This window comes from Paenibacillus doosanensis (genome assembly GCF_025060755.1).
GTDB classification, from domain to species: Bacteria; Bacillota; Bacilli; order Paenibacillales; family NBRC-103111; genus Paenibacillus_S; species Paenibacillus_S doosanensis.
Genome location: NZ_JANYUY010000068.1, coordinates 1 through 23,728 on the forward strand (window position 1 = coordinate 1; position 23,728 = coordinate 23,728).

The window sequence follows — 23,728 nt, forward strand, 5'->3', positions numbered from 1 at the left end:
GAGTCTGGGCCGTGTCTCAGTCCCAGTGTGGCCGATCACCCTCTCAGGTCGGCTACGCATCGTCGCCTTGGTAGGCCGTTACCCTACCAACTAGCTAATGCGCCGCAGGCCCATCCGTAAGCCACAGCCCTGAATAAATTCAGAACCGTGTTTCATGATCTCCTCATGCGAGAAGACCAGCTATCCGGTCTTAGCTATCGTTTCCGATAGTTATCCCGATCTTACAGGCAGGTTGCCTACGTGTTACTCACCCGTCCGCCGCTAACCGTTCCCGAAGGAACAGTCCGCTCGACTTGCATGTATTAGGCACGCCGCCAGCGTTCGTCCTGAGCCAGGATCAAACTCTCCAATAAAGTTTTCCCCAGAAAGTGAAGATGAACCTGCCGAAGCATATTCCCATTACTTCCCGTGGACCCCATGAACCAAATCACGAGGCATTATCAGAGCTTGTCTTAAGCTCAAAATTCAATGCTAGCGAGAATTTGCATTCTCTATTTAACACTCACTCGTTGTTCAGTTTTCAAAGGACAATCTTCGTTCTTATCCGACACGTTTCAGCAGCGGACAAGTAAGAAATATATCATATTTTTTCGAGCGATGCAAGCTTTTTTTCATTCCTTATTGTCATCGAAACAACCGGGATTTTATTTCACTTGCTTGTCTGCTCAACAACAGCTCGATTAATATAGCATAAGTTAATTACATATTGCAAGTACATTTCAAAAATATATTTACTTCTCTAAAATGTTTACCTGCACGAGCAAGAATCTTAATTTATCACGATACGATTACAATTGCAACCTCTTCTTTCAAACTTCCTTTTTCTATTATAATAAATCGAATGTAAACGGAGCCCATAAGGAAACATTACCATTTCACTAAAGCCGTTTCAGCAATCGGATATATGCGATCTCATTTATCCTATCCGGGTTAAGGGATCAACAATATTTTCCCGGTGTTTCCCCTCCCCTCAAGCAACCGGTGCGCCGCCTCTCCGTCTTCGAGAGCGAATCGTTTCGGCTCTTCCAGCTCCAGCCTGCCCACCCGTAAGTCTGCAAAAAGCGTCTCCGCACGTTCAAGCCGTTGGTTACGCGTCGTCAAATGATTCCATAAGTCGCCCCCAACCAACGATTTGGAACTGTCCATCAGCATGCGGGGATCGATATTCGGCGGATCTCCTCCGGCCATTCCGAAGAACACGACCGTCCCTTTCGTTTGAACGGCTGCGAAGCTGTTCATCAATGTCGATCCGATCGAATCGTAAACGACATTGGCGCCGCAGCCGCTTTGAGACCAGCCGATAACGTCATGAACCCAATCGTCGTCATAGAATAACACTTCATCCGCTCCGGCTTTTAACGCCGCTTCCCGCTTGGCATTGGAGGAGGTGATTCCCGCCACTCGGGCCCCTTGATTTTTGCTCATTTGAATAAGCAATTGCCCCACGCCTCCCGCCGCAGCATGAATGACTACATCGTCGCCGGGGCGAACGTGATAGCTGTCATGGACCAAATAGTGCGCAGTCAGCCCTTGAAGCAAAATGGCCGCCGCCTGTTCGAAGGAAATATCATAAGGCAGCGGAATCAGGCGATCGGCGGGCGCGGACACAAGCTCGGCATTGGCGAACGGAACATCGGCAAATGCAACCCGATCTCCGGCTCGTATCCCATCCATATCGGAAGAGACTTGCTCGACAATGCCTGCGCCTTCATAGCCCAATATGTAAGGCGGGTCGCCGGCCAAATAGTAGCCGCCTCGCCTTCTGTAAATATCCGCAAAATTGAGCCCGGCGGCTTTCATTCTTACCAATGCCGTTCCCGGCTTCATTGGCGGATCAGGCGCCTCTGCGTAATAAAGCACCTCGGGCCCGCCGAATCGTTCGAACATCAACGCTTTCATTATATATACCTCCGGTATGTCGGACATTGGTCCTCTGATTTTCTCCACGTAACATTCTGCCCTCCGGGCCATAGTTTAACTCCCGCTTTTTAAAAGCTTGGTGATTTATGCGCGGCCTGCGGTCGATAAAGGTTTCCACTCGCAGGAAATCCGTCTACAAAGGCGAACCTAACGCTTTTTTGGATTAAGATGACCCGCCCCGCGCATTTACAGTATCTTAACTTGCCCTTTCATCAGGGCCGACCTATATTTATAACAAATGTATGCATCATGAACAAATGATACAAGGCGGTTTATATCAACTGAGGTGAAGAACATGCATGTACAAATCTTAGGTTATTGGGGAGGATACCCGTCCGCAGGCGGCGCTACTGCAGGCTATTTGGTCACAACGGAGGAAGGGCAAATTTTGCTCGACTGCGGCAGCGGCATCATGAGCCGGCTTAATTGCCACACAAGCGTCGAGCGTCTGTCGGGCGTCATCGTATCGCACCTGCATCACGATCACATGGCGGACATCGGAATTTTGCAGTATGCCGCCGTCGGGGCCATCCGAAATCAAAGAATGAAGCACAAGCTTCGTCTATTCGTGCCCGAAGAACCGTCCGACATCCTTGAGAGGCTGTATGGCCCGCATTCGGAGATTACGCTGATCGACAAAACACTTCGGGTTCGATTGGCCGGCGCCGATATCGAGTTCGTTCCCGTTCAGCACACAATATCCTGTTACGCCGTTAAAATCACCTATCAGGGCAAAACGCTGGTCTATTCCGGGGATACCTCCTATTGCGAATCGCTGGTCGAGCTTGCGCACAACGCAGACATTTTATTGTGCGAGGCGACGATTTGCGAAGGCAGCTGCCATACGACCGGGCTCGGGCATATGAATGCAAGCCAAGCGGCCATGGTGGCGGAGAAAGCCAAGGTAAAAAAATTGGTTCTAGTGCATCTGCCGGGCGACGGTGACTTTGAGCTGATGAAGCAATCGGCAAGCGCCGTATTCGGCGGCCCGGTCTATCTTCCCGATACGTCCGGCGTCTATACCGTGTAACGTTAGCATTAGAAGCCGAATCCTAATAGACTCGAACGGGAATCGCGCTCCCGGCAGCAACCTATTTTTCCACAAAAAATCACATGAAACGGAGATCCGCCATGTATCGTTTGCTGATCCTGGATATGGATGGAACGCTGCTGAACCGCAGCAAAATCGTAACTCCGGCAGTACGCCTTTCGCTTGAAACGCTTATTGGAAAGGGGGTGAAAGTAACCATCGCCTCGGGACGTTTTCCCGCTTCGGTCTGGCTGCACGGACAGCACATCGGCATGAATTGCCCTCTCATTGCGTTGAATGGGGCCGTCATCCTTGATACGGCAACGGGCCGTTGTCTTCACGGCTATCCGCTTCGGCCGGATGCGGCGCTTCATGCGGCCAAGCTGGCTGCCGAGGCCGGGGTGTACATTCATTTTTACGGTTATAACCGGCTCTATGTGGAAGCCTTGAATGCAATGAACGCGGTTTGGCCGCTTGCCAACGTCGTGAGGCGCGAAGACGCTGCGCTCACCTGGGACAACTACCGCAGCCAAGCGGAGCTAATCGAAGTGAAGCCGGTCGGCAGTCTGGCGAAATTCGCCGAAACGGCCGAAGCGCCGCTCTATAAGGCTACCGTCATCAGCGACCGCGCCGATGCGCTGAATTCGCTGTACGACGAATTACGGTCATGCGGCGAATTCGTCTTGACGAGAACGGGAACAAGGCGCTTCGACATCAACGCCTCCGGTGTCAGCAAACGGTCGGCGGCGGAGCTTGTATGCCGGATGCAGGGAATAATCGCTGAAGAAACCGCAGCGATCGGCGATTACGATAACGATGTAGAGATGCTCAGCTGGGCAGGTCTCGGCATCGCCATGGCGAACGGAAGCGAAGCCGCCAAGCAAGCCGCCGCCGCGCTGACGGCCAGCAATGAAGAGGACGGCGTCGCGCTGGCGGTCGAGAAGTATTTTACAATATGAAGACCTTCAGTTTACCGTCTTATAACATTCGTTTCCTATAATGAAATGGAACCAACCGCTCTCCATTCGTTCGGCACGCGAATGAACCGGGCGGAACGGCTATACGCATAATTAATTATAATTATTCCCATAGGGAAAGACAGGTAGGGAGAGAATAATGTTGCTGAAAAAAGGATCTATGTTGATGAGCGTGGCGGCGCTGCTGCTGTTTAGCGGGTGCGGAACAAGCCCGCAGCCTTCGGGAGCGCAAACCGCCCAATCGGCGGGAAGCAAGCAGGAAGCGACAGGAAGCGGCGTATCGGGTAAGCTGGCCTTTTACACGTCCCAACCCGAAGAAGACGTCACCAAGCTGGTAGCCGCATTTAATAAGAAATATCCCGATGTGAAGGTCGACAGCTTCCGTTCCGGCACCGAGGAAGTCACCGCCAAAATTCAAGCGGAAAATCAGGCGGGCAAAGTTCAAGCCGACGTGCTGCTGCTGGCCGACGCGGTTACCTTCGAAGGGCTGAAGAAGCAAAATTTATTAGCTGCTTACAAATCGCCGGAATTATCCAAAATTCCTAAAGAGCTCGTCGATCCGGACGGCATGTACTCGGGCACGAAGGTCATGGCGACAGTGCTGGCCATCAATACGCAAAAAGTAAAAACCCCGCCGACCTCTTGGAAAGCGCTGGTCTCCGCCGAGAGCAAGGATGCGGGCATTATGCCGAGTCCGCTGTATTCCGGCGCCGCAGCCTACAACGTAGGCGTGCTGACGAGAACCGACGGCTTCGGATGGGATTACTTCAAAGGTCTGAAGGCGAATAACACCTCGGTCGTCAAAGGCAACGGCGCTGTCCTTAACGCCGTAGCCGGCGGAGAGAAATCGTACAGCATGGTCGTCGACTATTTGGTAGCCCGCGAGAAAGCGAAAGGCTCCCCCGTCGATCTGATCTATCCGTCCGAAGGGGTGCCTGTCATTACGGAGCCGATCGGAATTATGAAAAATTCGGCCAATGAAACGGCCGCCAAAGCTTTCGTCGATTTCGTCCTGTCCGAGGACGGACAGAAGGTCGCCTCCGATATCGGCTATACGCCGATTCGCGAAGGGGTACCGGCGCCTAAAGGATTAAAGAGCATCTCCGAATTTAAAGTGATTTCCTCCGACATCGCCAAGCTGACGGAGGCGCGCGACGAAGATAAGAAGCAATTCACCCAGCTGTTCGGACAATAAGAAGCGGAGTGCGTAAACCATGATAGAATCTAAACCAATTCGGCTTGCGAGGGAGAACGGCGAGATCGGGTCCGCTCTCCCTCCCTTTCCTTCCCGGACCGTGAAATCGACTGCCGCCGGTTTCTTCGCGCTCGTTCTGGCCCTCGTCTTCGTGCTTCCGGTCGTCAAGCTTATATATTTGAGCGTGCACGGGGACATGGGGCTTACGCTGGAGCATTATACCGAAATGCTGCGCCAAGACCGTCTATGGAAAACGCTGAAAGATACGTTCATCGTCGTCGCCGGCTCCTCGCTCGTATCCGTCATTCTCGGGACGGCGGCCGCCTGGCTGATTGCGTATACGGACATCAAGCATAAAAATACGCTGCATTTGGCGCTGTTGCTGCCGTTTATTTTACCGTCCTACGTTCTGACGCTATCCTGGTCTTCGTTTATGAGCGCTCAAGGCTTCGTCGCCCAGGCGCTTCATTGGTTCCAGCCCGACGCCAAGCCTTGGAGCATGTACAGCTATGGCGGCATTATTTTTGTTATGGGCATCCATCACTTCCCGCTCGTCTATCTTCTCACGGTAGAGGTGCTGAAAAAAATACCTCGCGATTTGGAATGGGCGACGCGGGCGAGCGGAGCAGGGCGCTGGACGACGTTCCGTCTGGTCACGCTGCCGCTTTCTCTGCCCGGACTGACGGCAGGCGCTCTGCTTGTCTTTCTGGCTTCCTTGGACAATTTCGGGATTCCCGCTTTTCTCGGCATTCCGAGCCATATTTCCGTTTTAAGCACGCTGATTTACGAAGAAATTATCGGTTTCGGTCCGTCGGCTTTCGCCAGAGGGGCGGCGCTATCCGTCATGCTCGGCGTCATTGCCGTCATCGGTACGATTCTGCAGTGGCTGTCGGTGCGTAAAATTAAAGCGGCGGACACGGTCGTCTCCGACAACAGTCCCCGTTATACATTGGGAATGCACCGCGGGTGGATGACGTCGGCCGTTTGGGCGGGCATCGCTTTCATCACTTTGATCCCCCTCATATCGATGGTCGCCATTTCGCTCAAAAAAGCCTACGGCCTTCCGTTCCAATGGAAAAATCTCACTTGGGATAACTATCGGTATATCTTGCTCGATAATCCCAAAGTATGGCAGTCGATCCAAACGAGCCTGCTGCTGTCCGTGACGACCTTCGTCATTTGCCTCGTGCTCGGCTCCCTGCTCGCCTATGCCCGCCTGCGCAAGCCGTCCTGGCTAACCAAGGCGGCGGAGCTTGCGGTCGCTTTGCCATACACATTGCCCGGAATCGTCTTCGGGCTCTGCATGATCTTCGCCTGGATGGAGCCGATCCCCGGCTGGAATCCCGGTATATACGGTTCGATAAGCATTTTGTTTATTGCCTATACATGCCGTTTTCTTATTCTGCAGGTGAGGGCGGGCATTACGGCGTTCACTCAAATCGACGTTTCGCTGGAGGAGGCCGCCCATAGCTCCGGCGCCGGTTTTTGGCGCAAGTGGGTTTCGGTGCTGATCCCGCTTCTGCTGCCGGGGCTATTAAGCGGAGCATTCCTCGTCTTTCTGACCGCCTTCACGGAGCTTACCGTCTCCGCCTTGCTGTGGTCGACGGGATCGCAGACGATCGGCGTTACAATCTTCAGCTTCGAGCAGGCCGGCAGCACCTTGTACTCGACCGCTCTGTCGAGCTTGATCGTCGTTCTGATTTTGGGCGGCATGGCCGCACTGCAATTGCTGCAAAAGCTGCAGTCCAGCAAAGGAGTTCAACAGCCATGAGCATTCAATTACGGGAAGTCAGCAAATCGTTCGGAAGCTTTCAGGCGCTCAAATCTTTAAATTTGACTATCGCCCAAGGAGAGTTCGTCGCCATATTGGGACCGTCCGGCTGCGGCAAGACGACGCTATTGCGGCTGCTCGCCGGATTCGAGCAGCCCACCACGGGCGAAATCTGCATGAATGAGACGCAGGTGGCGAAGCCCGGCTTCAGCCTGCCCCCGGAAAAGCGCAGAATCGGCATGGTATTTCAGGCATTTGCCTTATGGCCGCACATGAACGTTACGGAGCATGTGCGCTTCCCGATTCGCCATCATCAAGAGACTCCGCCGTCCATTCGCGACAGGGAGCAGGATCGCATCGCCGACGTGCTGCAGATGGTCGGCTTATCCGAGCATGGCGGCCGGATGCCCCACGAGCTGTCGGGCGGGCAAAAGCAGCGGGTGGCGATCGCCAGAGCGATTGCGGCCGAACCTTCTCTGCTGCTCATGGATGAGCCCCTCAGCAGCCTCGATGCGATGCTGAGAATGGATATGCGCAGAGAAATCCAATCCGTGCACAGACAGACCGGCACCGCGATCGTGTATGTTACGCATGATCAGGGGGAAGCGCTGGCGATGGCCGACCGGATCGTCGTCATGAAGGACGGGCGCATTGAACAGGCGGGAACGCCGCAGGACATTTATTTGCGTCCGCAAACCGAATTTGTCGCCAAATTCGTCGCCAAGGCCAACCTTGTGCGCGGACGCTGGAACAACGGCATCTTCGTGCCGATGAGCTCGGACGGCACCGTGCAATGGGCCGGCCCCGAAGTGGCGCCCTACTTTCAAGCTTGCGGCATGTACCCGGTGAGACCGGATCAGTTCGAGCTGTGCCCTTCCGGCACGGCGGGGATTCGCGGCGAGGTGACGAACGTGCAGTTTCAAGGCAGAGAATATCATTATCATATTCAATCCGAAGACGGAACATGGGAAATTTGTTCTCCCCTGTCATTCCGGCGCGGCGACAACGTGTCTCTCCGGTTGCTGCAAACAAGCGGCAGCCGGCAGGAAGCGCTCACCCGGTAACGGGAACGGGGCGAGGCATCGGCAACGCTCTTTTTTTCGCTATGACTTCTGGAGGTGCTACTATGACGCAGCGGCGAAGCATGATTTTCTTTGACATCGACGGCACCTTGCTTGACCGTCGCAAATGTTTGCCGCCTTCCGCCAAGGAAGCGGTTCTTGCATTAAAGCAGGCAGGACACGAAGTCGCCTTCGCGACAGGACGCTCTCCCTTTATGATGGAGGAGCTGCGAAAGGAGCTCGGCATCGATTCCTTCGTCGGCTTCAACGGCCAATACGTAATGCTGAAAGACGCGGTCATATACCGAAATCCGATTCCTACCGAACGGCTCCGCGAGTTAACCGAATGCGCCCGCAGCGCCGGCCATCCTCTCGTCTATCTCGATCACGAGGGTATGAAGAGCAGCGTGCCGCGCCATGCTTACATTGAAGCCGGGATCGGCTCCCTGCAGTATGAGCATCCGGAGCATGATCCCGATTACTATATCGGCCGCGATATTTACCAGACGATGCTTTTCTGCGCCGAGGAAGACGAAGCCGGGTACGTCGGCCGGCTATCCGGGCTCGATTTTATCCGCTGGCATCCCTTCTCCATGGATGTGCTTCCGTCAGGCGGCTCCAAGGCGCAAGGCATCGAACGGCTGATCGGCCGGCTCGGCTTTGCCAGAGAAGATGTTTATGCCTTTGGCGATCATTTCAACGATGTAGAGATGCTGCGTTACGTCGGGCACGGCATAGCGATGGGCAATGCGCCCGCTTCCGTGAAGCAAGCGGCCCGCTACATAACCAGAGACGTCGGCCAGGACGGCATCGCCTACGGGCTGGAGCTTGTCGGGCTGCTGTAGTTGTATAGGCCCGAAGCCAAAACGCTAAAAAGCCTTATGACCGATCCGGTACGCGTTTCACCAGATCGCCATAAGGCTTATGTTTTACTAGCCTGAACCTGTCATCTATCGTTTGTTTACCCGGTACTTTTTGAAATAACCGCGAATTTGCTTCGCCTCCTGAAACACCCGGTAAGGCTTGCTCACGACTCTGGCCGGCAAGTTCAACAAAAAACGGCTCACGTCGCTGCGGTATTCTTCCGTCATCCGGGACGGTTTGCTGCGGATTCTCCGGTACACTTCATCGTACAATTCATGAGCCAAATCGATCTTCAGCGAAAGCAGCCGGCCGCAGTTTCGGCATTGAATTTCGGAGATGCGGTCGTTCATATAGCCGATAACATGATGATGCTCCTGCTTGCACTGCGTACAATATAGAAAAGCTTCCAGCCGGGTCTCCTTCATGGCGATTCCTCCATCGACAGTTTGGAATGGGACGGTTGTTCTCTTAAACGGGCCGATAGACCGGACGCCGTTTCTTCGTCGGTAATAAGCACGTGCAAATAATTTCCTTTGAGCGCGGCCAAAATGCTGTCGATCTTATGCGAGCCGACGGCAATGCCGATCACGGTCTTCACGGATCGCAGCTGCTCCAGTTCCATGCCTATCACTTTATTATTGATCGGATGCCGGCACAGAGCGCCGTTCTTGTCGATAAAACGGGAGTTAATATCCGCTACCGCGTCCATCGCCTTAAGCTCCTGCAGCACATCTGCGGTTAAGTAGCCGATCTGTTCCATCGTCGATAGAGCGAACGGATTGCCGATCCCTACGAGCGCCAGATCGATCTGCTTGCCTTCCTCCAACACGGAAGCGATATGAGGAAGCTGAACAAGCTGGTTTTTGAGCTCCTCCGTCTCAACCACGGCCGGAGCGTACAGCGATTCGCATTTCGCCCCCAATTTTTTGGACAGCTCATAGGCGATTTGATTGGAGTGAATCTCGGTCTTATCGTTGCCCATACCTCCGACCAGAGGGATGATCTTCACATGATCCTTTTTTTCAAAAGGAAACTCTTTGACCGCGCAATGCAGCGTCGTCCCCCAGGAGACCCCGATCCGCTCCGCCTGCTTCATCGTTCGTAAGACGAATTGCGCGGCAGCCTTGCCGACGGTGCTGTAGATCAAATCCTCGTTTAAATCGCGGGTAGGCACGACGACCGCCTGCTTGAGCGCAAAAGCGGCTTCAAGCTCCTTCTCCAGCTCGCCCGCTTCCGGCCGCTCGTCATGAATGACGATCTCCACGATGCCTTCATCCCGCGCTTTTTGCAGCAGCTTGGACACGGCGGGACGTGAAATGCCGTACTTGACCGCAATCTTCTCCTGCGTCCACGATTCGAAATAATACAGCTTGCATATTTTGATAATAAATTGTTTTTCCTCGGCATTTAACATGAGCGACCGCCTAACATTTGTTCTATCTTCTTACAATTGTAATAACTATAAAATGGCTGCGGCGGCACCGTCAAGTTAAGAATCCGTAAACGCTTGTTCAGACATGGTCCCCTGAAGGAACAAATCCCCCAAAAGTGACGTGATGCTCTGAAGCTTATTCCGTCCGCATCCAGCCTAAGCTGGATCGGCGTCTAACTCTTCCTCTGGGATCGTTCTATGGGTAGACTTTCCTTTCGGGGGAGACCACGGATTTCCACAGGATATGGCTGCGCATCATTTCCTAAACAACAAAAAGCCGCCTCCGGCAAAACCGTTCGGCTTTGCGGGGACAGCCCCTGCGGTCCCGGTTCCGCTCCTTTATGCAAACCCGGGTATTATTCTTCGGCCGCTTCGAGCTCCAGACAAGCCATAACGAATGGCGCATAGCCTTTCGGATCGTCTCTGCGGGTAGGCTCGCTGATGTAATAAGCGTATGAGCCGTCGCGGTACGGATTATTGCCGAGGCCCGCTACGCTGCAAATATGATCCAGGTACCAATGTCCGTTCTCATCTTGTCCAACGCAGTGTTCGATCAGCCCGGCATGTCCGCGTTTGGCGGCTTGCAGGGCGTTTTTGCCCAAATAGCCTTTGCGGGCGCCTTTGGCCAGCGCGCATACGAACATCGCCGAACCGGACGCTTCCAAATAATTGCCTTTACGGGCGCCCTGATCGAGCACCTGGTACCACATGCCCGAATTCTGATCCTGCACGCGCATGATCGCCCCGGCCAAACGATGGAAGATGCCGACGATTTGTCCGCGCTTCGGATGATCCAGCGGCAAGTAGTCGAGCACGTCGACTATCGCCATGACGTACCAGCCGACCGCGCGTCCCCAGAAGTGAGGCGAACACCCTGTCTCCTTATTCGCCCAGCGCTCTTCTCTTGTCTCATCCCAGCCATGATACAGCAGGCCCGTCTCAGGATCGCGAGATACTTTTTCCATCAGCAAAATTTCATTGGCGACGTCGTCGAACCACTCGTGCTCTCCCGACATTTGAGCATAGGCCGCAAGCAGCGGAGACGTCATATATACGCCGTCCAGCCACATTTGGAACGGATAAATTTTCTTATGCCACAGTCCGCCCTCGCTTGTGCGGGGATGGCCCTTCAATTGCGTTACAAGCAGCTCGATCGCTTTCTTGTATTTCTCTTCCCCGGTTTGTTCGTACAGCAAAAACAGCGATTTGCCTTGGTTGATTTGATCTACGTTATATTCATTCAGATCGTAGGTGTCGATAGTGCCGTCTTCGCGGATAAACAGGTCCATGTTTTCTTTAATGTAGCGATAATACTTTTCGTCCCCCGTTTTCCGCCACAAACGCTCCATTGCGGTCAGCGCGCATCCGTTTTCATAATTCCAGCTTCTTCTCTTTTGAAACGGCATATCGGATACGATAGGGTACTTCTTCATGAAAGAGTCCGCCATAGTTACAGACCAAATCGCACTCATTGATTAGTTCCTCCTCAAAATACAGCATGCTCCATATAACATTAGCATATTTGCGGCACAGAAACTTATCGTTTCTTGCCGATTCCTATCGCATCTTTATATTATTTTGTTCAATCGCGAATCGAATAACCGGCAAGTCCCCCGCGTTTTCCATCCTTATGCAAAAGAAAGCCGCGGAACCTATACTCCGGGTTCCGCAGCTTGTGCATATATCCGTTAATTGATGAAATTCAAGTTTTGCAGCAGCCGCTTCAGCATGACGGCAGCTTGCGCCCGTGTCGTCCGCTCCGAAGGAGCGAGCGTATGCGCATCGGTTCCCTGCATAATTCCGGCTTGAACGGTCCAGAGAACGGCTTGCTCGGCCCAGCCGCTAATTCCGGACGCATCGGAGTAAGCCGCCCGGGCCTGGGCGTCCGCAGCCCCGCTCGCCGGCTTCCCTGCGAATTGGGCGGCCCTTGCGATCATCACCGCCATCTGCTCCCGCGTAATCGTATCGTTAGGCTTAAACTGTCCTTGTTCGAAGCCCTCAACGAGGCCGGCGCTTACGGCGGCATTTACGTCGCCTGCGAACCAGTCTCCCGGCTTCACGTCGGAGAAGCTTGCGCCCGCGTTCTGCCGATCCAGCCCCAAGGAACGTACAAGCAGGGAAGCGAATTCGGCCCGGGTAACCAGACGGTCAGGTTCGAACGCATCGGCGTCGGTCCCCTGAACGACCAGCTTGGATGCCAAAAGCTCGATCTCTTTCTGCGCCCAGTGCCGCTTCAAGTCCGTAAACGTTTTGCCCGCCTCGACGACCGTATAAACCCCATTGCCGGGATGAAGCAGCTTGGCGGTCGTCATTCCGTTCTTCGTCGTAAACACGGCAGGAACGAACCTCACTTGCCCTGTAGCCGGGTCCACAATGACGCCGGTTGCTATTGTATCATCCACCGTACCCGGCAAAACGATCGTGTGAACCGCGAATACCGACGCCCCCTCCAGCTCCTCGCTTCGGCCGTTTGCGTCAACCGTGATTCGGAATTGTACGATAGGCGCAAGCAGCTTCGCTCCCGCCTTCGCCGCCTGCTCCTCTGCGAGAGCCGTCAGCTTGGAATCGCCTTGGGACATCGTCAAAACGATGTCGGCCTGCTGCGCTCCGGCCGTCTTCAATTTGGCGATGTCGGACAGCGGCAGCTCGTAGGAAGCAAACCCGGCGTTTACTATGATAGAAACCGAGGACGCTGCAGCAGCTGCCGCCCCGGCCGGAAGCACGAGCCGCAAAGCGGATGCGTCCGAAGGCATATCGAGCTCGACCGTTTGGCCTCCGCGGTCAGCCGCCGCTTGAATAGCGGCCGATAATTGGGCTGTATCTACAGTCACTTGAACGACCCCGGCGGACAACGTGCTCACCTGCATAGCGTCGGCGGACAGCCGTACCGGCCCTTCCGTCGATGTCTCCGTACCGTTATCTGTCGGCGTTGTTCCGCCCGTGTCCGACGCTGACGCACCGCCTCCACCGCCGCCGGAGGAACCGCCGGAAGATGATCTGCGAATTTTCGCCGTTTGAACCGGCAGCGTCAAAGCTTCGCTTCGGTTGCCCGCCGCATCTTCGGCCGTCAGCTCGAACGAATACGACGTGCCCGCCGCCAATCCTGCGACGGTATAAGATAAAGCGTCGCCGCCTACAGAAGCCTTCTCGCTGCCGTTTAACCAGATCCGGTACCGGGCAACGCCGACGTAGTCCTGCGCAGCCGTCCAGTTCAGCTCCGCTGACGAAGTCGTTACGGCGCCCGCCGTCAGCGCGCCGTTCCACCATACCGGCGCCGTCGTATCCGTCACCGTGACGGCTACGTTCGCGCTGTACACCGCATAGGTTACGCTCGTCACCGTCGCTGCCGCCGTCCCCGGCTTCAAGCCGGTGATCAGGCCATCCCCGGTTACGCGAACCGCTTCGCTGCCGCCCGACCAGATTACTCGCTGGTCCGCCGTTTCCGGCAGCACTGTCGCCTTCACTCTGACCGACGCTCCCGCCTCCAGCGTGAGCGCCGCGCTCTCCGTCTCGATTCCCGTCGCTCCCGTTCCCGACTCCGGCTGCTCCGGCTGTTCCGGCTCCGGTTTGGAACCGAGGACAAACTCGATCGTGTAAACGCTCGACGTGCCGTCGGCAGCCGTTACGGTCACAACAGCCGCGCCTGGCACAGAGCCCGCTTGAGCCGCCGATACGTTCGCAGAGGCGGAATCGCTCACTGCGGCTACGCTAGGAGCGGCCGCTGTTCCCTCAGGCAGGACAACCTGATAATGCCTTGTCTGCGAATCGAATTGCGGCAATGGTTCGCCTTGAACCGTAAGCGAACGCAGCGAAGAATTGCTGTCCGGCAGCCCGCCGGACAGTATAGGATTCCACTGATCCGTCCCTCCCAACGTCGCTTGAACGGTATACCCGGCCGCTTCCGCAGCCGTCAGCTGTTTGGCCCAGGTCACCCGCTTGTCGGGATTGGCTCCCGCGCCTTTGCTTAAGTACTCCGCATATCTGGCGGTGCTTTCATTGGCCTCCGCTCCCCAGTTGTTCCAGCCGCCGGGCTTGATATGACCGCCCATCTCCGTGTTGATGTAGGTCACGCTGGAATACGGACGCCAAGGTCTGCCCAGCTCAACCTGAGACGTCATCCCTGCCTGCGAAGTCAGCGTGCTGTTCAGAATCACGTAGCCGGGCTGCCCTTCCGCCGACGATGCGGCTGTTACATAGCCCGGGCCTTCGCTGTGAAGGATGCAATTCTCGAATACGGCGGGGGAATTGCCGAAGATAAAGTCGACGTCGCCGGCAATGTAGCTGTCAGCGAAATATTGCCGCCCTTTATCAGCGAACAACGTATCCTGATACCCGAGGAGCTTCACGTCCCGGTACGTTCCGCGGTCTCCTTCCGCATACAAGGCTACCGCTTGCCCCGCGCCCTGCCCGGCGCTGTTCCGGATCGTAATATGCTCCAGCGTAAAATCCGTGCCGCTCGCCCGCAGCGTATAGCTCCCCGACGTCCCTACTTCCTTGCCGTCCGGCCCGATCGTCTTGGCGGAATCGCCGAATACGATCACCGTGCCGTCCCGGCTCTCGCCGGACATCGTAAGCAGCTTCTTGGAGGCAGGCACGTACAGCTTCTCTTGATAAATACCGTCTTTGATGCGGATCACGGTCGGAACGGCGCTGTTGTCCTGTACGGCGTTAACGGCCTCCGCAACTGTCCGGAAGTCGCCGCTGCCGTCCTGGGCTACGACGATGACCGTCGCCGGAACCGCTTGAATCGGCTCGGAAGCGTAGCTCTCGCCGCTTTCGCCTACGGCGGCAACCGCGTAGTAATAAGCCTTGCCGTTCGTGAGCCCGGTATCCGTAAAGGAACCGGAGGTTATCCGATCGCCGGCGACCGTATACGGCCCCGTCCTGTTCTCGCTGCGCACTACCTTATAAGAGGAGGCCCCTTCCGCAGGCAGCCAGCTCAGCCGAACCCGCTTATCCCCGGCTTCCGCTTGAACCGCTGCCGGTGCGGAAGGCTGTCCGTACTGCCCGGCCGGACGAGCCGCTACCGCGGCGGAGTCCATTCCCGCCGAGTCCGCGCTTACCGCCGCAACCTTGTAATAGTAAGGCGTACCGTTCGTCAGATGCGAATCCGTGTAGGACGTCGTCTGAACACGGGAAGCAATGACCGTATAAGGTCCCTCGTATGCGTCGGAACGCTTGATGTCGTATCCGTCGGCTCCCTGCACCGCAGGCCAGCTTAAAGCAATCTGCCCGTCTCCGGCTTGCGCCGTTACAGACGGCGTGCCCGGCGGCTCATAAGCGGATGCCTGCAGCGGCGCCGAATCCGGACCTTCTCCGCCGACATTGGTTGCCGACACGACGTAATAATATGCGGCTTGATTCGATAATCCGCCTACTCTGTAGAAAGGATTCGTAATATTAGCCGCTACGGCGACATAGGGCCCTTCCTTGACCGGAGAACGCTTCACCGTATAAGAATTGACATTGTCCATCGCATTCCAGCTTAGATCGATCTGCGAATTTCGGGAGATCGCCGTTAAGCCGCTCGGCGCAGCCGGCTTTTCCGCAAGCTCGGAAGGCGTCGCCTGCACCTGATTGGAATTGCCCGTCTCTCCGTTAATCCCGTTGGCGGTTACGACGTAGTAGTACGTCGTATCGTTGGAGACGGTAGAATCGATGAACGCCGTTCCGGTAACGCCCGTTTGAATGACGGCATAAGGACCGCCGCTCGTTTCGCTGCGTTTAATAGTATAGGAATCCGCTCCTTGCACCGCATTCCAGCTCAGCTGCACCGCTTGATTGCCCGGCAGCGCGGACAAGCCTTTGGGAGCTGCCACAGGTTCTACATATATTTTGAAATTATCGAAATAAAAGCTCCCGCTTCCTCCCCCCGGCGTTTTGGACAAAATGCGACCGATGCCGTAGGACTTGAAGCCTTTCGTTGAGAAGTCGAATGTTTCCACGAACGCATCGTCGATGTAAATATCCGCCCGATCCGCCGCCGTGTCGGCCACGATCTTCAGATTGTACCACTTATTTTTCGAATACGGCTCCATCAGCTTGTAGTATGCGCCGCTTCCTTTATTGTAAGTTAGCGTATAGGAATTGGAAGCTTCAGGCTGAACCGGCTTCCTGACCTCGATGGCGAATGCCGTCTTGGAGCCGTCCCCGCTTTGCACTTGAAGCGGTACCGATGTGCCCGATTCCTCAGGGAACATAAAATCGGTATCGATAATAAACGTTCCGTACTGCGGCGTAAATTTGCGTATAAACTGCGTATTGACATTCGATTTGTCGTACAAATAAAGCGCTTTGGCGGAATCGTTCCCTTCCGACTCGGCGGGTACGTTCGCGACGACGACCTTATTCGTTTCCGTCTGCGGAGACGGGCTTACCTCGTAATTGGCCGGGGTGGAATCCGTCGCTTCGTTCTCGAAATCTTCATTCACATAATAGATCGGCTCCGGCTCTCCGGTCGGTTGTACCGTTACCTCCGACGAATTGGAGCTTTCGCCGTTGGCATTCACCGCGCTGACGACATAATAATACGCCTTCCCCGGAGTAAGCGGCCGGTCGGTATACATGGCCTCCGTCAAACCTGCCGCTATGACCGTATACGGGCCGCCCGAGACGTCGCTTCGCTTCACGTTATACGAAGCCGCATGCTCCACGGCATCCCACTGCAGCCCCGCTTGATTATCTCCGGCCTCGGCCTTCAAGCCCGTCGGTTCTGCCGGAAAATCCTCGGCCAGCGGACGAATCTCCACGCCGCTGAATTGCGACGCGTTATACTTATCGATCCGGTCAACCGCTTTGGAAGCGTCGACCGCCAGACCGTAATACGCTTCGCTGCCGATATCCAGCGTGACCGTACCGATCTTGCTCCAGTTTTCCTTATCTTCGGAAACCGATCCCGTCACCTGATTGCCCAAACGAACGAGTTTGATCCAATAAGGAGTATTAATGAAAGCGTCCGGCTCCACCCGCTGGGTATTCCCGCCGTCCGTCAGACGATGAATCATTACCCCCTTTTTGCCCATCTTAACGTAAGGAATCGAAAGCATGGCCATTCGGGACGATGCGGCGAGCGAATCGCGGATCATCACTCCCGCTTCCGCATTGTCGTCCGTCGGCGTAATATGCTCTACTCTCGCAATAATCTCTCCGTTGCCGGACAGCTTCTGGTACGCATAATGGAAGGCGTCGGCAGAACCGCCGATATCTCCGGCCGACTTGACGGTCAGCGTCTTGGCGTCTCCTTCGAGCTGAGTATGTCCGGGAATGCCTACGCTGCCGATATCCCGCGATTCCCAAGGGGCAATCGGCCCTGTCGTATTGACATGCACCGTCACATTATCCGATTGCGTAGACAGCCCCTTCTTGTCAAAAGCCCGCGCAACGATATAATGCGTGCCGTCCGCAAGGCCGCTCAACTCGAATCGGTAAGGCTTTGCCGCCGCCTCGCCCGCTTTGCTTCCGTCGACGATGAATTCGACTTTGGCGATGTCGCCGCTGCCGCTCGCTTCGGCTTCGATGGTCAGGCTGCCGCCCGCTTCGTAAATCGCGTTGTTGGACGGCGAAGTTAACGCAACGTCCGGGTTATCGGTATTGGCGCCGTTCTCGTTTCCTTTCGTCACAAGCTCGTTCAAATATACTTCAAGGTTCGTGTAGCCTTCTTCATCGGAAAGCGTCTTCCCGCTGCCGTCGGCAGGATCGGCCGGATTAAGACCGTGCGCCAGCTCCCACGCATCGTCGATCCCGTCGTGATCATTGTCCGCAATCACCGATTTCACCTCGGGATACTCGGCGAATCCGCCGACTTCCTTCGGCGAGTTGATGTGCTGTCCCGTTCCGTTCTTCACATCGTTAACGACTCTGGCGTCGATCGCATCGCGCCTCGGCAGCGTGGCGCCCACATTCGCCAGCACATGATCGTACGCGCTTTGAGCGCTCTCGGGAACGAAGCCGTTCGCCACCTCGGCGCGGACGGCGAGCTTGGAGGAAACCGGATCGAGCACGCTTTGCACCCCTGCCCAGTTGTCGGCCGTTACTTTGGCGTCGCCGTCCATGATGTTGCCGTTAATGTACATTTTGCTGGCCGGAATGATTTCGCCGAACAGCACATTATGCACAATGTCGTACGTGTTCGGGCCGGGCTTATAGTAGTTGTTATCAAGATTGTAATAGCCTTCTCCCCCGCCGTAGGAGGAAGCGAAGCCCCAGTTATAGATGACATTGTTCGATGCTTCCACGACGTCCAGTTCCCTCTTGTCCGTCGGGAAACGGGGATTGCGGCTGACGCTGTGGGCGATCAGATTATGATGGAACGATGTGTTGTTGCCGCCCCAAATGCCCCCGTATCCGTGGCGTCCCTTCTGATGCGTCGTCATCAGCATCGATTCCTCGGAAATCGACCATTGAACCGTCGTATTCACATTATCGTACAAGCTGACGACCTCATCGACGGACCAGCTGAAGGAGCAGTGGTCGACGATAATATTTTTATGGTACCGTACGCCGAACGCGTCGTCTTCGCTGGCGTAACGGTCGCCCAGCCGAAACCGCATATAGCGGATAATAATGTTGTCCGCTTCAATCGATGTGGTATAGTCGCTAACGGTAATTCCGTCGCCCGGGGCGGTTTGGCCTGCGAGCGTCAGGTTGGAACCGAATATTTTGAGCGACTCCTTCAAGTGAATCGTACCGCCGACGCGAAACACGATCGTCCGGTCGCTTTGGCTGACCGCATCCCGCAAAGAACCCGGAATCGGCGTCTCTCCTTTTCCGTAATCCTCCAGCGTCGTTACCTCATATACGGTCTGGCCGCGACCGCCGCTCGTATATTTGCCTCCCCCTTCCGCACCCGGGAAAGCGGGAACCTGCGCCGCCGGCTCGTCAGCCCAGACCTGCACCGGCAGGAACGTCATCATGATGGCGACGATCAAAAGATAGGATAATGCTTTTTTCAATATGAATGCCTCCTTAGGTTCATGCTTCTTGTCAATCGATTTCAATAGCTTTTCGATGTTTAAAAAGGCTCGCCGCCTCCGCTAGGCATCCATCCCTCCCGAAGCTCCCGATGCAGTTCTCCGTTCATTCAGCTATCCGTTGCCGGAGCAACCATTACTGGAAGCGCTTTTATTTATCTCGTAACGCTACGAACCGATTATGCTCCTAACGGCAGTGCATAGCTATACCTGCCAGATAACTTCATGAAGAAATAACGGCGGCCCCTGCTTCCGGACCGGCTCATAGCTTTTAGACAACCTGTCATGCGCTTCAAGCAACCCGCGGCCGCGCGCACTCTCCTCCTATAGATGCCAAAACATCCCGCCCCAGGCAGATCGACCCGGTCAGGATGCTTTTTCACATTTCGAGTTTACGGTAACTTCCGGCTTATCTCGTAAGTCTCCTGATACTCCCGCGCCATCCGATCCCCGCCCGCTTTTCTCCACCTCTCGATCTCAGCTCTCCAGCCAGCCTCATCCAATTTGCCCATAATAAATCGGGTTTCGGCATCGGTAATGAACTGCTCCAGCTCCTTGCCCCGCTCGGCATAAGTTGCGGAGTCAAGCGTCAGCGCCGGATTGGCGACGATATACTGCTCATTCTGTTTTGTCAGCTCGACGTTCTTGCGGTACAGCTCGGTCTGCTTCATCGGCTTGGCGTTCGGATAACTCTCCCCGCGCTGCGGAAGCGAATCGCGGTAAGGCTTCACTTCCCTGGCGTCAGCCTCGGGATCGAGCGGAATCGTTACGTCCCCTGCGTCCTTCCAATGCCTGCCCTCCACCCCTTTGACCAGCAAAGACGCCATAGGCGGGTCCATCAACCGGTCCAAGAAGGACAGCACCTTGCGAAGCTCGTCCACCGATGAGACCGAATCCCTCGGAATCGCCAGGAAGCCCGCATTGCCGCTCTCGCCCGGCAGCCTTCTGCCCTCGGGGCCCTCGACGGGAGCCGCCTCCACGACAGCCGTCGGCACGGCTTTGGAAAGCTTATCCTGCATAGTTTGCGCATTGCCGCCGGATATACGGATCGCTGCGCGTCCGGCTTCAAACGCTTTATCGATCTCCATCGCATCGACGACGGCAAAATCCTGATTGATCAGCTTCTCTTCATACAATTTGCGGAACAGCTTCATCGTGTCGAAGAAAGGCTCCGTCATAAACTCCGGCACGAAGCGGCCTCCGCCGTCTATCTGCCATTTATTCGGCCCGCCCTGGGTTACGGACAGCCGGGTCAGCGTCGACGATGTATCCTGATTGTACCGTTTGTCCAGCATCAAGCCGTACGTGTCATCCTTGCCGTTATGATCCGGATCGCCCTTGGACATCTGCTTGATCACCCGATACCAGTCGTCCAGCGTCTTCGGGACCGCGGCGCCTGAAGCGTCGAACCAGTCCTTGCGGTAGTGGATGACGGCGCGTCCGAGATCGCGGAATAGCGGAACGCCGTAGATTTTTCCATCGACGGAAATATTGTCGTAATACAGCGGACTCTGCGCCGATAAGTTTTTATATTCTTTCAGGTAAGGGCCGATCTCCCAGAATAATCCCGACTTCAAGGCCCCTATAGTCGCCGGGGTGTAATTCAGCTTGATCAGCTTAGGCAGCTCGCTGGAAGCGATCATGACGTTGACTTTGTCATCATAGCCGGACGTCGGAATCCACTGAATTTGCAGATCCGTATTCGTATAAGCTCCAATGGCTTTTTCGATGTCGCTGTCATGAGGCGGAGTCTCTCCAACCTGATTCACAACAAGCGTCAGCGGATAAAAACCGTTCTCTGCGGCGGCCGGGCTCTGCTTGCTTCCGTCTCCAGCGTTGCCCCAGCTGCAGCCTGTTAATACGGCGCACAGCAGCAGAGAAGAACCCATCGCCAATACCGTCTGTTGCTTGATCATCTCCGAACCTCCGCTCCTTTGGTTCCATACATCTACGCCATGTCGCTTCCCTTCATTATCCGGCGCTTGCCAATGTATTGCCATACCCGGGGCATAACCTGATCAAGCTGCCGCCTTTTCAACGGTCTTATAAGCTTCGATCGCTGCATAGATAGTCTGCGCGCAACCTTCTTATACGCCGCAGACAACGCCAGCCGGCAGCCATAGCCTCCTAACAAGCCGGCTTTCCGCCGGTCGTTGGGCCTTACCGCCTGCTTTCCAGCGCTTCTTTATCGAGCAGTTCCCGGTAATGCCCCGGCGTCGTGCCGAAAGCTTTGCGAAACGTACGGATGAAAGCGCTTATATTTTTATACTGCAGCTTCTCTCCGATCTCCGATATCTTCAACGTTGTCGTCTCCAGCATTACCTTAGCCATATTCATTCGGTACTCCGACAAATATTCGCTGAAGGAGACGCCCATCTCTTTCTTAAATACGCGGCTCAAATATACCGGATGAAAGCTTAGCGCCGCAGCACACGATTCAAGCGTAATTTCTCCGTCGTACTGGTCGTGAATCATTCTCACAATCCGGTCGGCGATGTTAATGTATTGCTTGTCCGCTTTTTCCGACAGCAGCTTGACGATTGGAGCGAACAGCCGGGATTGGAACCATAGAGCAATTTCTTCCCTGGTCTGCAGCTTAAGCAGCCGCTCGACCGCATTGTCTCCATCCAGCACTTTGTTCATCGGCATCCCCTGGTCCTGGACGATCCGCATCACTCTCGACATCAACTGAATCAGCAGCATATGATGCTCGTTCATAAAGCTGTCCTTGCTGAGAACCGCGGACAAATATTGCCGGAACACTTCGACCGCCTTATCCAGTTTCATCTCTTGGAGCGCCTGAACAAGCTGCTCTTCCATCAGCTTCAGATGGGAATATACGGCCGATTCCGCCGTCTCGCCAGACTCCAAGTCTTCATAGTGGATGATCAGCTCCTCTCCGAGACTAATCCGGCATTTTAGTGCGGCCAAGCTTTCTCCGTAAGCCTTCACCGTGCCCGACAAGCTGTCGTAAGCCCGGCTGATTCCGATGCTGACCTTAAGCTGTAAATACTGCTCGACTTTTTGTTTAATCAGCTCCGCCGTCTCGCCCATCTGCCGCTTCAACGCCTCGGGCTGGTCGGATGTCAGAGCGAGCAATGTCGCCTGGGATTGCCCAAACAAAATCGGACTGAACCTCGATTCGACCGGCAGCAGCTCGCCTACGATGTTGTTGACGGCGAATAACAACAGCTCGCGATCCTGCTCCTGATATCTGGTTTCCTGCAAATTGTCAATCTGTAGCGTTAATACCCCAAGCCGCCTCCAACCCGAAGGAAACCCGTACATCCGGGAACGATACAGAAAATCTTCATCCGTCATTTGTCCCGTAAACAGCTTCAGTACGAAAAATTCTTTTAAATGAGCGGATTGTCCTTGCATCTGCTCCTCAAGCCGGCTTCTCGATACGGCCAGTGTCTCGATGCTTTCTTTAATATAGGCCAGCTCGTCGCGCCTGCCTCCCGGCGAAGGGGAATCGCCTTCCATCGCGCGGGTGAGTTCAAATAAACTGCGGATCGGCAAGTACATTCTCCGGCTGCCGAAATATCCGATGATCAGCACGACCAGTAATATGATCGCACAAGCGAGCAAAGTAAACATCGCGATTTTTTGCGTATCCTTGGTGATGTCGGCTATCGAGACGACCGATACGTACGTCCAGCCGTTATATCCCGAAGTCCGGTACAAGACGGCGACATCTTTGTCGTTCCATTCGGCGTTCATATAGCCTTGTTTTTGTCCCTGCAGCGTCACGCGTTCGAAAATGTCCCGATTGATATCGGCATAGGACGATTTCTGCTCCCGGGAAGATAGAAAAGCTTGACCGGACGAATCCAAAATATAGTTGATGCCCAGCCGGTTGTCGGGGGCGAGCGCATCCCGCAGATCGGCGGCCGAAATATGCACTGCCAATAATCCTCTCGGCTCATTAGTCCGGGGCAGGAGCGGAATTTTCTCCACGAGGCTGATCGTGTCCGCCGCAGGCGGCATAGCGTCGGCATCAATGCCGGCAGCCTGTCCGCTATTGTTCACGGCCGGCTGCTTGGTACTCCAAAACATGCTCATCGGCATGGCGGCATAATCGTAAAATTCGTCCTTGCCCGCCATTTCGCTCAGCTTCTTCATCACGCCGAGATTGACTACCCAATCCTTCTCAAAATTGACGAGCGACGCCTGCTTGATGACGGCCGTCGTCTGCAGATTGGTCAGCTCGGTCGTCAGATCGCGCACTTGAACAAAATCTTCGCCGGTCAGAAGCCCGTTCATCGCCGTCTGCACGAGCGAGGAGTTGGCCAGCTGCGTCACCGACATTTCCAGCGATTTCAGCGTCTGCTCCACCCTCATCTGAGTTTGCATAAGCAGCTGCATATTCCCTTCGTTAACCTTTTCCTCCATATCATGTTTGGCCAAATAATAGGAAGCAAACCCGATGCATATGGTCGGCAGCGCGCCGAGCAGAAGACTGAAGCCAAGCAGCCTCAAAAGATACGTTCGCATCTTGCCGTTCCT

The 23,728-nt window shown here is 55.2% G+C and carries 13 protein-coding genes and 1 rRNA gene; 6 read left to right on the forward strand and 8 right to left on the reverse strand.

All coding sequences use genetic code 11. The features are described 5' to 3' along the window. Positions 1–353: ribosomal RNA gene (locus N0M98_RS30000) — 16S ribosomal RNA — on the reverse strand; the annotation flags it as partial. Between the two features lie 577 nt (positions 354–930). Continuing rightward, positions 931–1,899 (reverse strand): quinone oxidoreductase family protein, encoded by a 969-nt coding sequence (locus N0M98_RS30005; protein ID WP_259620071.1) that lies wholly within the window; start codon positions 1,897–1,899, stop codon positions 931–933. A gap of 316 nt (positions 1,900–2,215) precedes the next feature. On the opposite strand from N0M98_RS30005, the gene N0M98_RS30010 reads away from it, so the two are divergent. From N0M98_RS30010 to N0M98_RS30035, 6 genes are all read left to right on the forward strand, one after another. Further along, positions 2,216–2,950 (forward strand): MBL fold metallo-hydrolase, encoded by a 735-nt coding sequence (locus N0M98_RS30010; RefSeq protein WP_249865318.1) that lies wholly within the window; start codon positions 2,216–2,218, stop codon positions 2,948–2,950. Positions 2,951–3,051: 101 nt separating this feature from the next. Continuing rightward, the gene (locus tag N0M98_RS30015; RefSeq protein ID WP_259620072.1) at positions 3,052–3,909 is read left to right on the forward strand and encodes a Cof-type HAD-IIB family hydrolase; all 858 of its coding nucleotides are present in this window, start codon (positions 3,052–3,054) and stop codon (positions 3,907–3,909) included. A gap of 157 nt (positions 3,910–4,066) precedes the next feature. Beyond that, positions 4,067–5,122: an ABC transporter substrate-binding protein gene (locus N0M98_RS30020; protein ID WP_259620073.1), complete on the forward strand. Its 1,056-nt coding sequence runs from the start codon at positions 4,067–4,069 to the stop codon at positions 5,120–5,122. A 19-nt stretch (positions 5,123–5,141) separates the two neighbouring features. Continuing rightward, positions 5,142–6,893 (forward strand): ABC transporter permease, encoded by a 1,752-nt coding sequence (locus N0M98_RS30025; RefSeq protein ID WP_259620074.1) that lies wholly within the window; start codon positions 5,142–5,144, stop codon positions 6,891–6,893. Next, positions 6,890–7,957 (forward strand): ABC transporter ATP-binding protein, encoded by a 1,068-nt coding sequence (locus tag N0M98_RS30030; RefSeq protein WP_259620075.1) that lies wholly within the window; start codon positions 6,890–6,892, stop codon positions 7,955–7,957. Before N0M98_RS30025 ends, N0M98_RS30030 begins: the two co-directional genes overlap by 4 nt. Positions 7,958–8,019: 62 nt before the next feature. Continuing rightward, entirely contained in the window at positions 8,020–8,799 is a 780-nt protein-coding gene (locus tag N0M98_RS30035; protein WP_259620076.1) for a Cof-type HAD-IIB family hydrolase, read from the forward strand. Between the two features lie 105 nt (positions 8,800–8,904). On the opposite strand, the gene N0M98_RS30040 is transcribed toward N0M98_RS30035, so the two are convergent. The 6 genes from N0M98_RS30040 to N0M98_RS30065 all read right to left on the reverse strand — a co-directional run bounded on the left by N0M98_RS30040 (position 8,905) and on the right by N0M98_RS30065 (position 23,716). Then, a complete protein-coding gene (locus N0M98_RS30040) occupies positions 8,905–9,243 on the reverse strand; it encodes a bh protein (RefSeq protein WP_249865323.1) in 339 nt (112 codons plus the stop codon). Continuing rightward, on the reverse strand, positions 9,240–10,232 hold the full coding sequence (locus N0M98_RS30045) for a sugar-binding transcriptional regulator (protein ID WP_249865324.1): 993 nt from the start codon (positions 10,230–10,232) through the stop codon (positions 9,240–9,242). The genes N0M98_RS30040 and N0M98_RS30045 overlap by 4 nt, the downstream gene beginning before the upstream one ends. Before the next feature lie 374 nt (positions 10,233–10,606). Beyond that, positions 10,607–11,722 (reverse strand): glycoside hydrolase family 88/105 protein, encoded by a 1,116-nt coding sequence (locus N0M98_RS30050; protein WP_259620077.1) that lies wholly within the window; start codon positions 11,720–11,722, stop codon positions 10,607–10,609. A 216-nt stretch (positions 11,723–11,938) separates the two neighbouring features. Further along, positions 11,939–19,201: a pectinesterase family protein gene (locus N0M98_RS30055; RefSeq protein WP_259620078.1), complete on the reverse strand. Its 7,263-nt coding sequence runs from the start codon at positions 19,199–19,201 to the stop codon at positions 11,939–11,941. Between the two features lie 410 nt (positions 19,202–19,611). Further along, complete coding sequence (locus N0M98_RS30060) at positions 19,612–21,135, reverse strand: extracellular solute-binding protein (RefSeq protein ID WP_259620079.1); 1,524 nt, start codon at positions 21,133–21,135, stop codon at positions 19,612–19,614. A 244-nt stretch (positions 21,136–21,379) separates the two neighbouring features. Then, a complete protein-coding gene (locus tag N0M98_RS30065) occupies positions 21,380–23,716 on the reverse strand; it encodes a helix-turn-helix domain-containing protein (RefSeq protein ID WP_259620080.1) in 2,337 nt (778 codons plus the stop codon). Between the last annotated feature and the right edge of the window lie 12 nt (positions 23,717–23,728).

Coding starts and splice junctions, on each gene's coding strand:
- N0M98_RS30060 (WP_259620079.1), bottom strand. CDS start 21,135: ATGATCAAGCAACAGACGGTATTGGCGATGGGTTCTTCTCTGCTGCTG.
- N0M98_RS30010 (WP_249865318.1), top strand. CDS start 2,216: ATGCATGTACAAATCTTAGGTTATTGGGGAGGATACCCGTCCGCAGGC.
- N0M98_RS30020 (WP_259620073.1), top strand. CDS start 4,067: ATGTTGCTGAAAAAAGGATCTATGTTGATGAGCGTGGCGGCGCTGCTG.
- N0M98_RS30025 (WP_259620074.1), top strand. CDS start 5,142: ATGATAGAATCTAAACCAATTCGGCTTGCGAGGGAGAACGGCGAGATC.
- N0M98_RS30005 (WP_259620071.1), bottom strand. CDS start 1,899: ATGAAAGCGTTGATGTTCGAACGATTCGGCGGGCCCGAGGTGCTTTAT.
- N0M98_RS30030 (WP_259620075.1), top strand. CDS start 6,890: ATGAGCATTCAATTACGGGAAGTCAGCAAATCGTTCGGAAGCTTTCAG.
- N0M98_RS30040 (WP_249865323.1), bottom strand. CDS start 9,243: ATGAAGGAGACCCGGCTGGAAGCTTTTCTATATTGTACGCAGTGCAAG.
- N0M98_RS30035 (WP_259620076.1), top strand. CDS start 8,020: ATGACGCAGCGGCGAAGCATGATTTTCTTTGACATCGACGGCACCTTG.
- N0M98_RS30045 (WP_249865324.1), bottom strand. CDS start 10,232: ATGTTAAATGCCGAGGAAAAACAATTTATTATCAAAATATGCAAGCTG.
- N0M98_RS30015 (WP_259620072.1), top strand. CDS start 3,052: ATGTATCGTTTGCTGATCCTGGATATGGATGGAACGCTGCTGAACCGC.
- N0M98_RS30065 (WP_259620080.1), bottom strand. CDS start 23,716: ATGCGAACGTATCTTTTGAGGCTGCTTGGCTTCAGTCTTCTGCTCGGC.
- N0M98_RS30050 (WP_259620077.1), bottom strand. CDS start 11,722: ATGAGTGCGATTTGGTCTGTAACTATGGCGGACTCTTTCATGAAGAAG.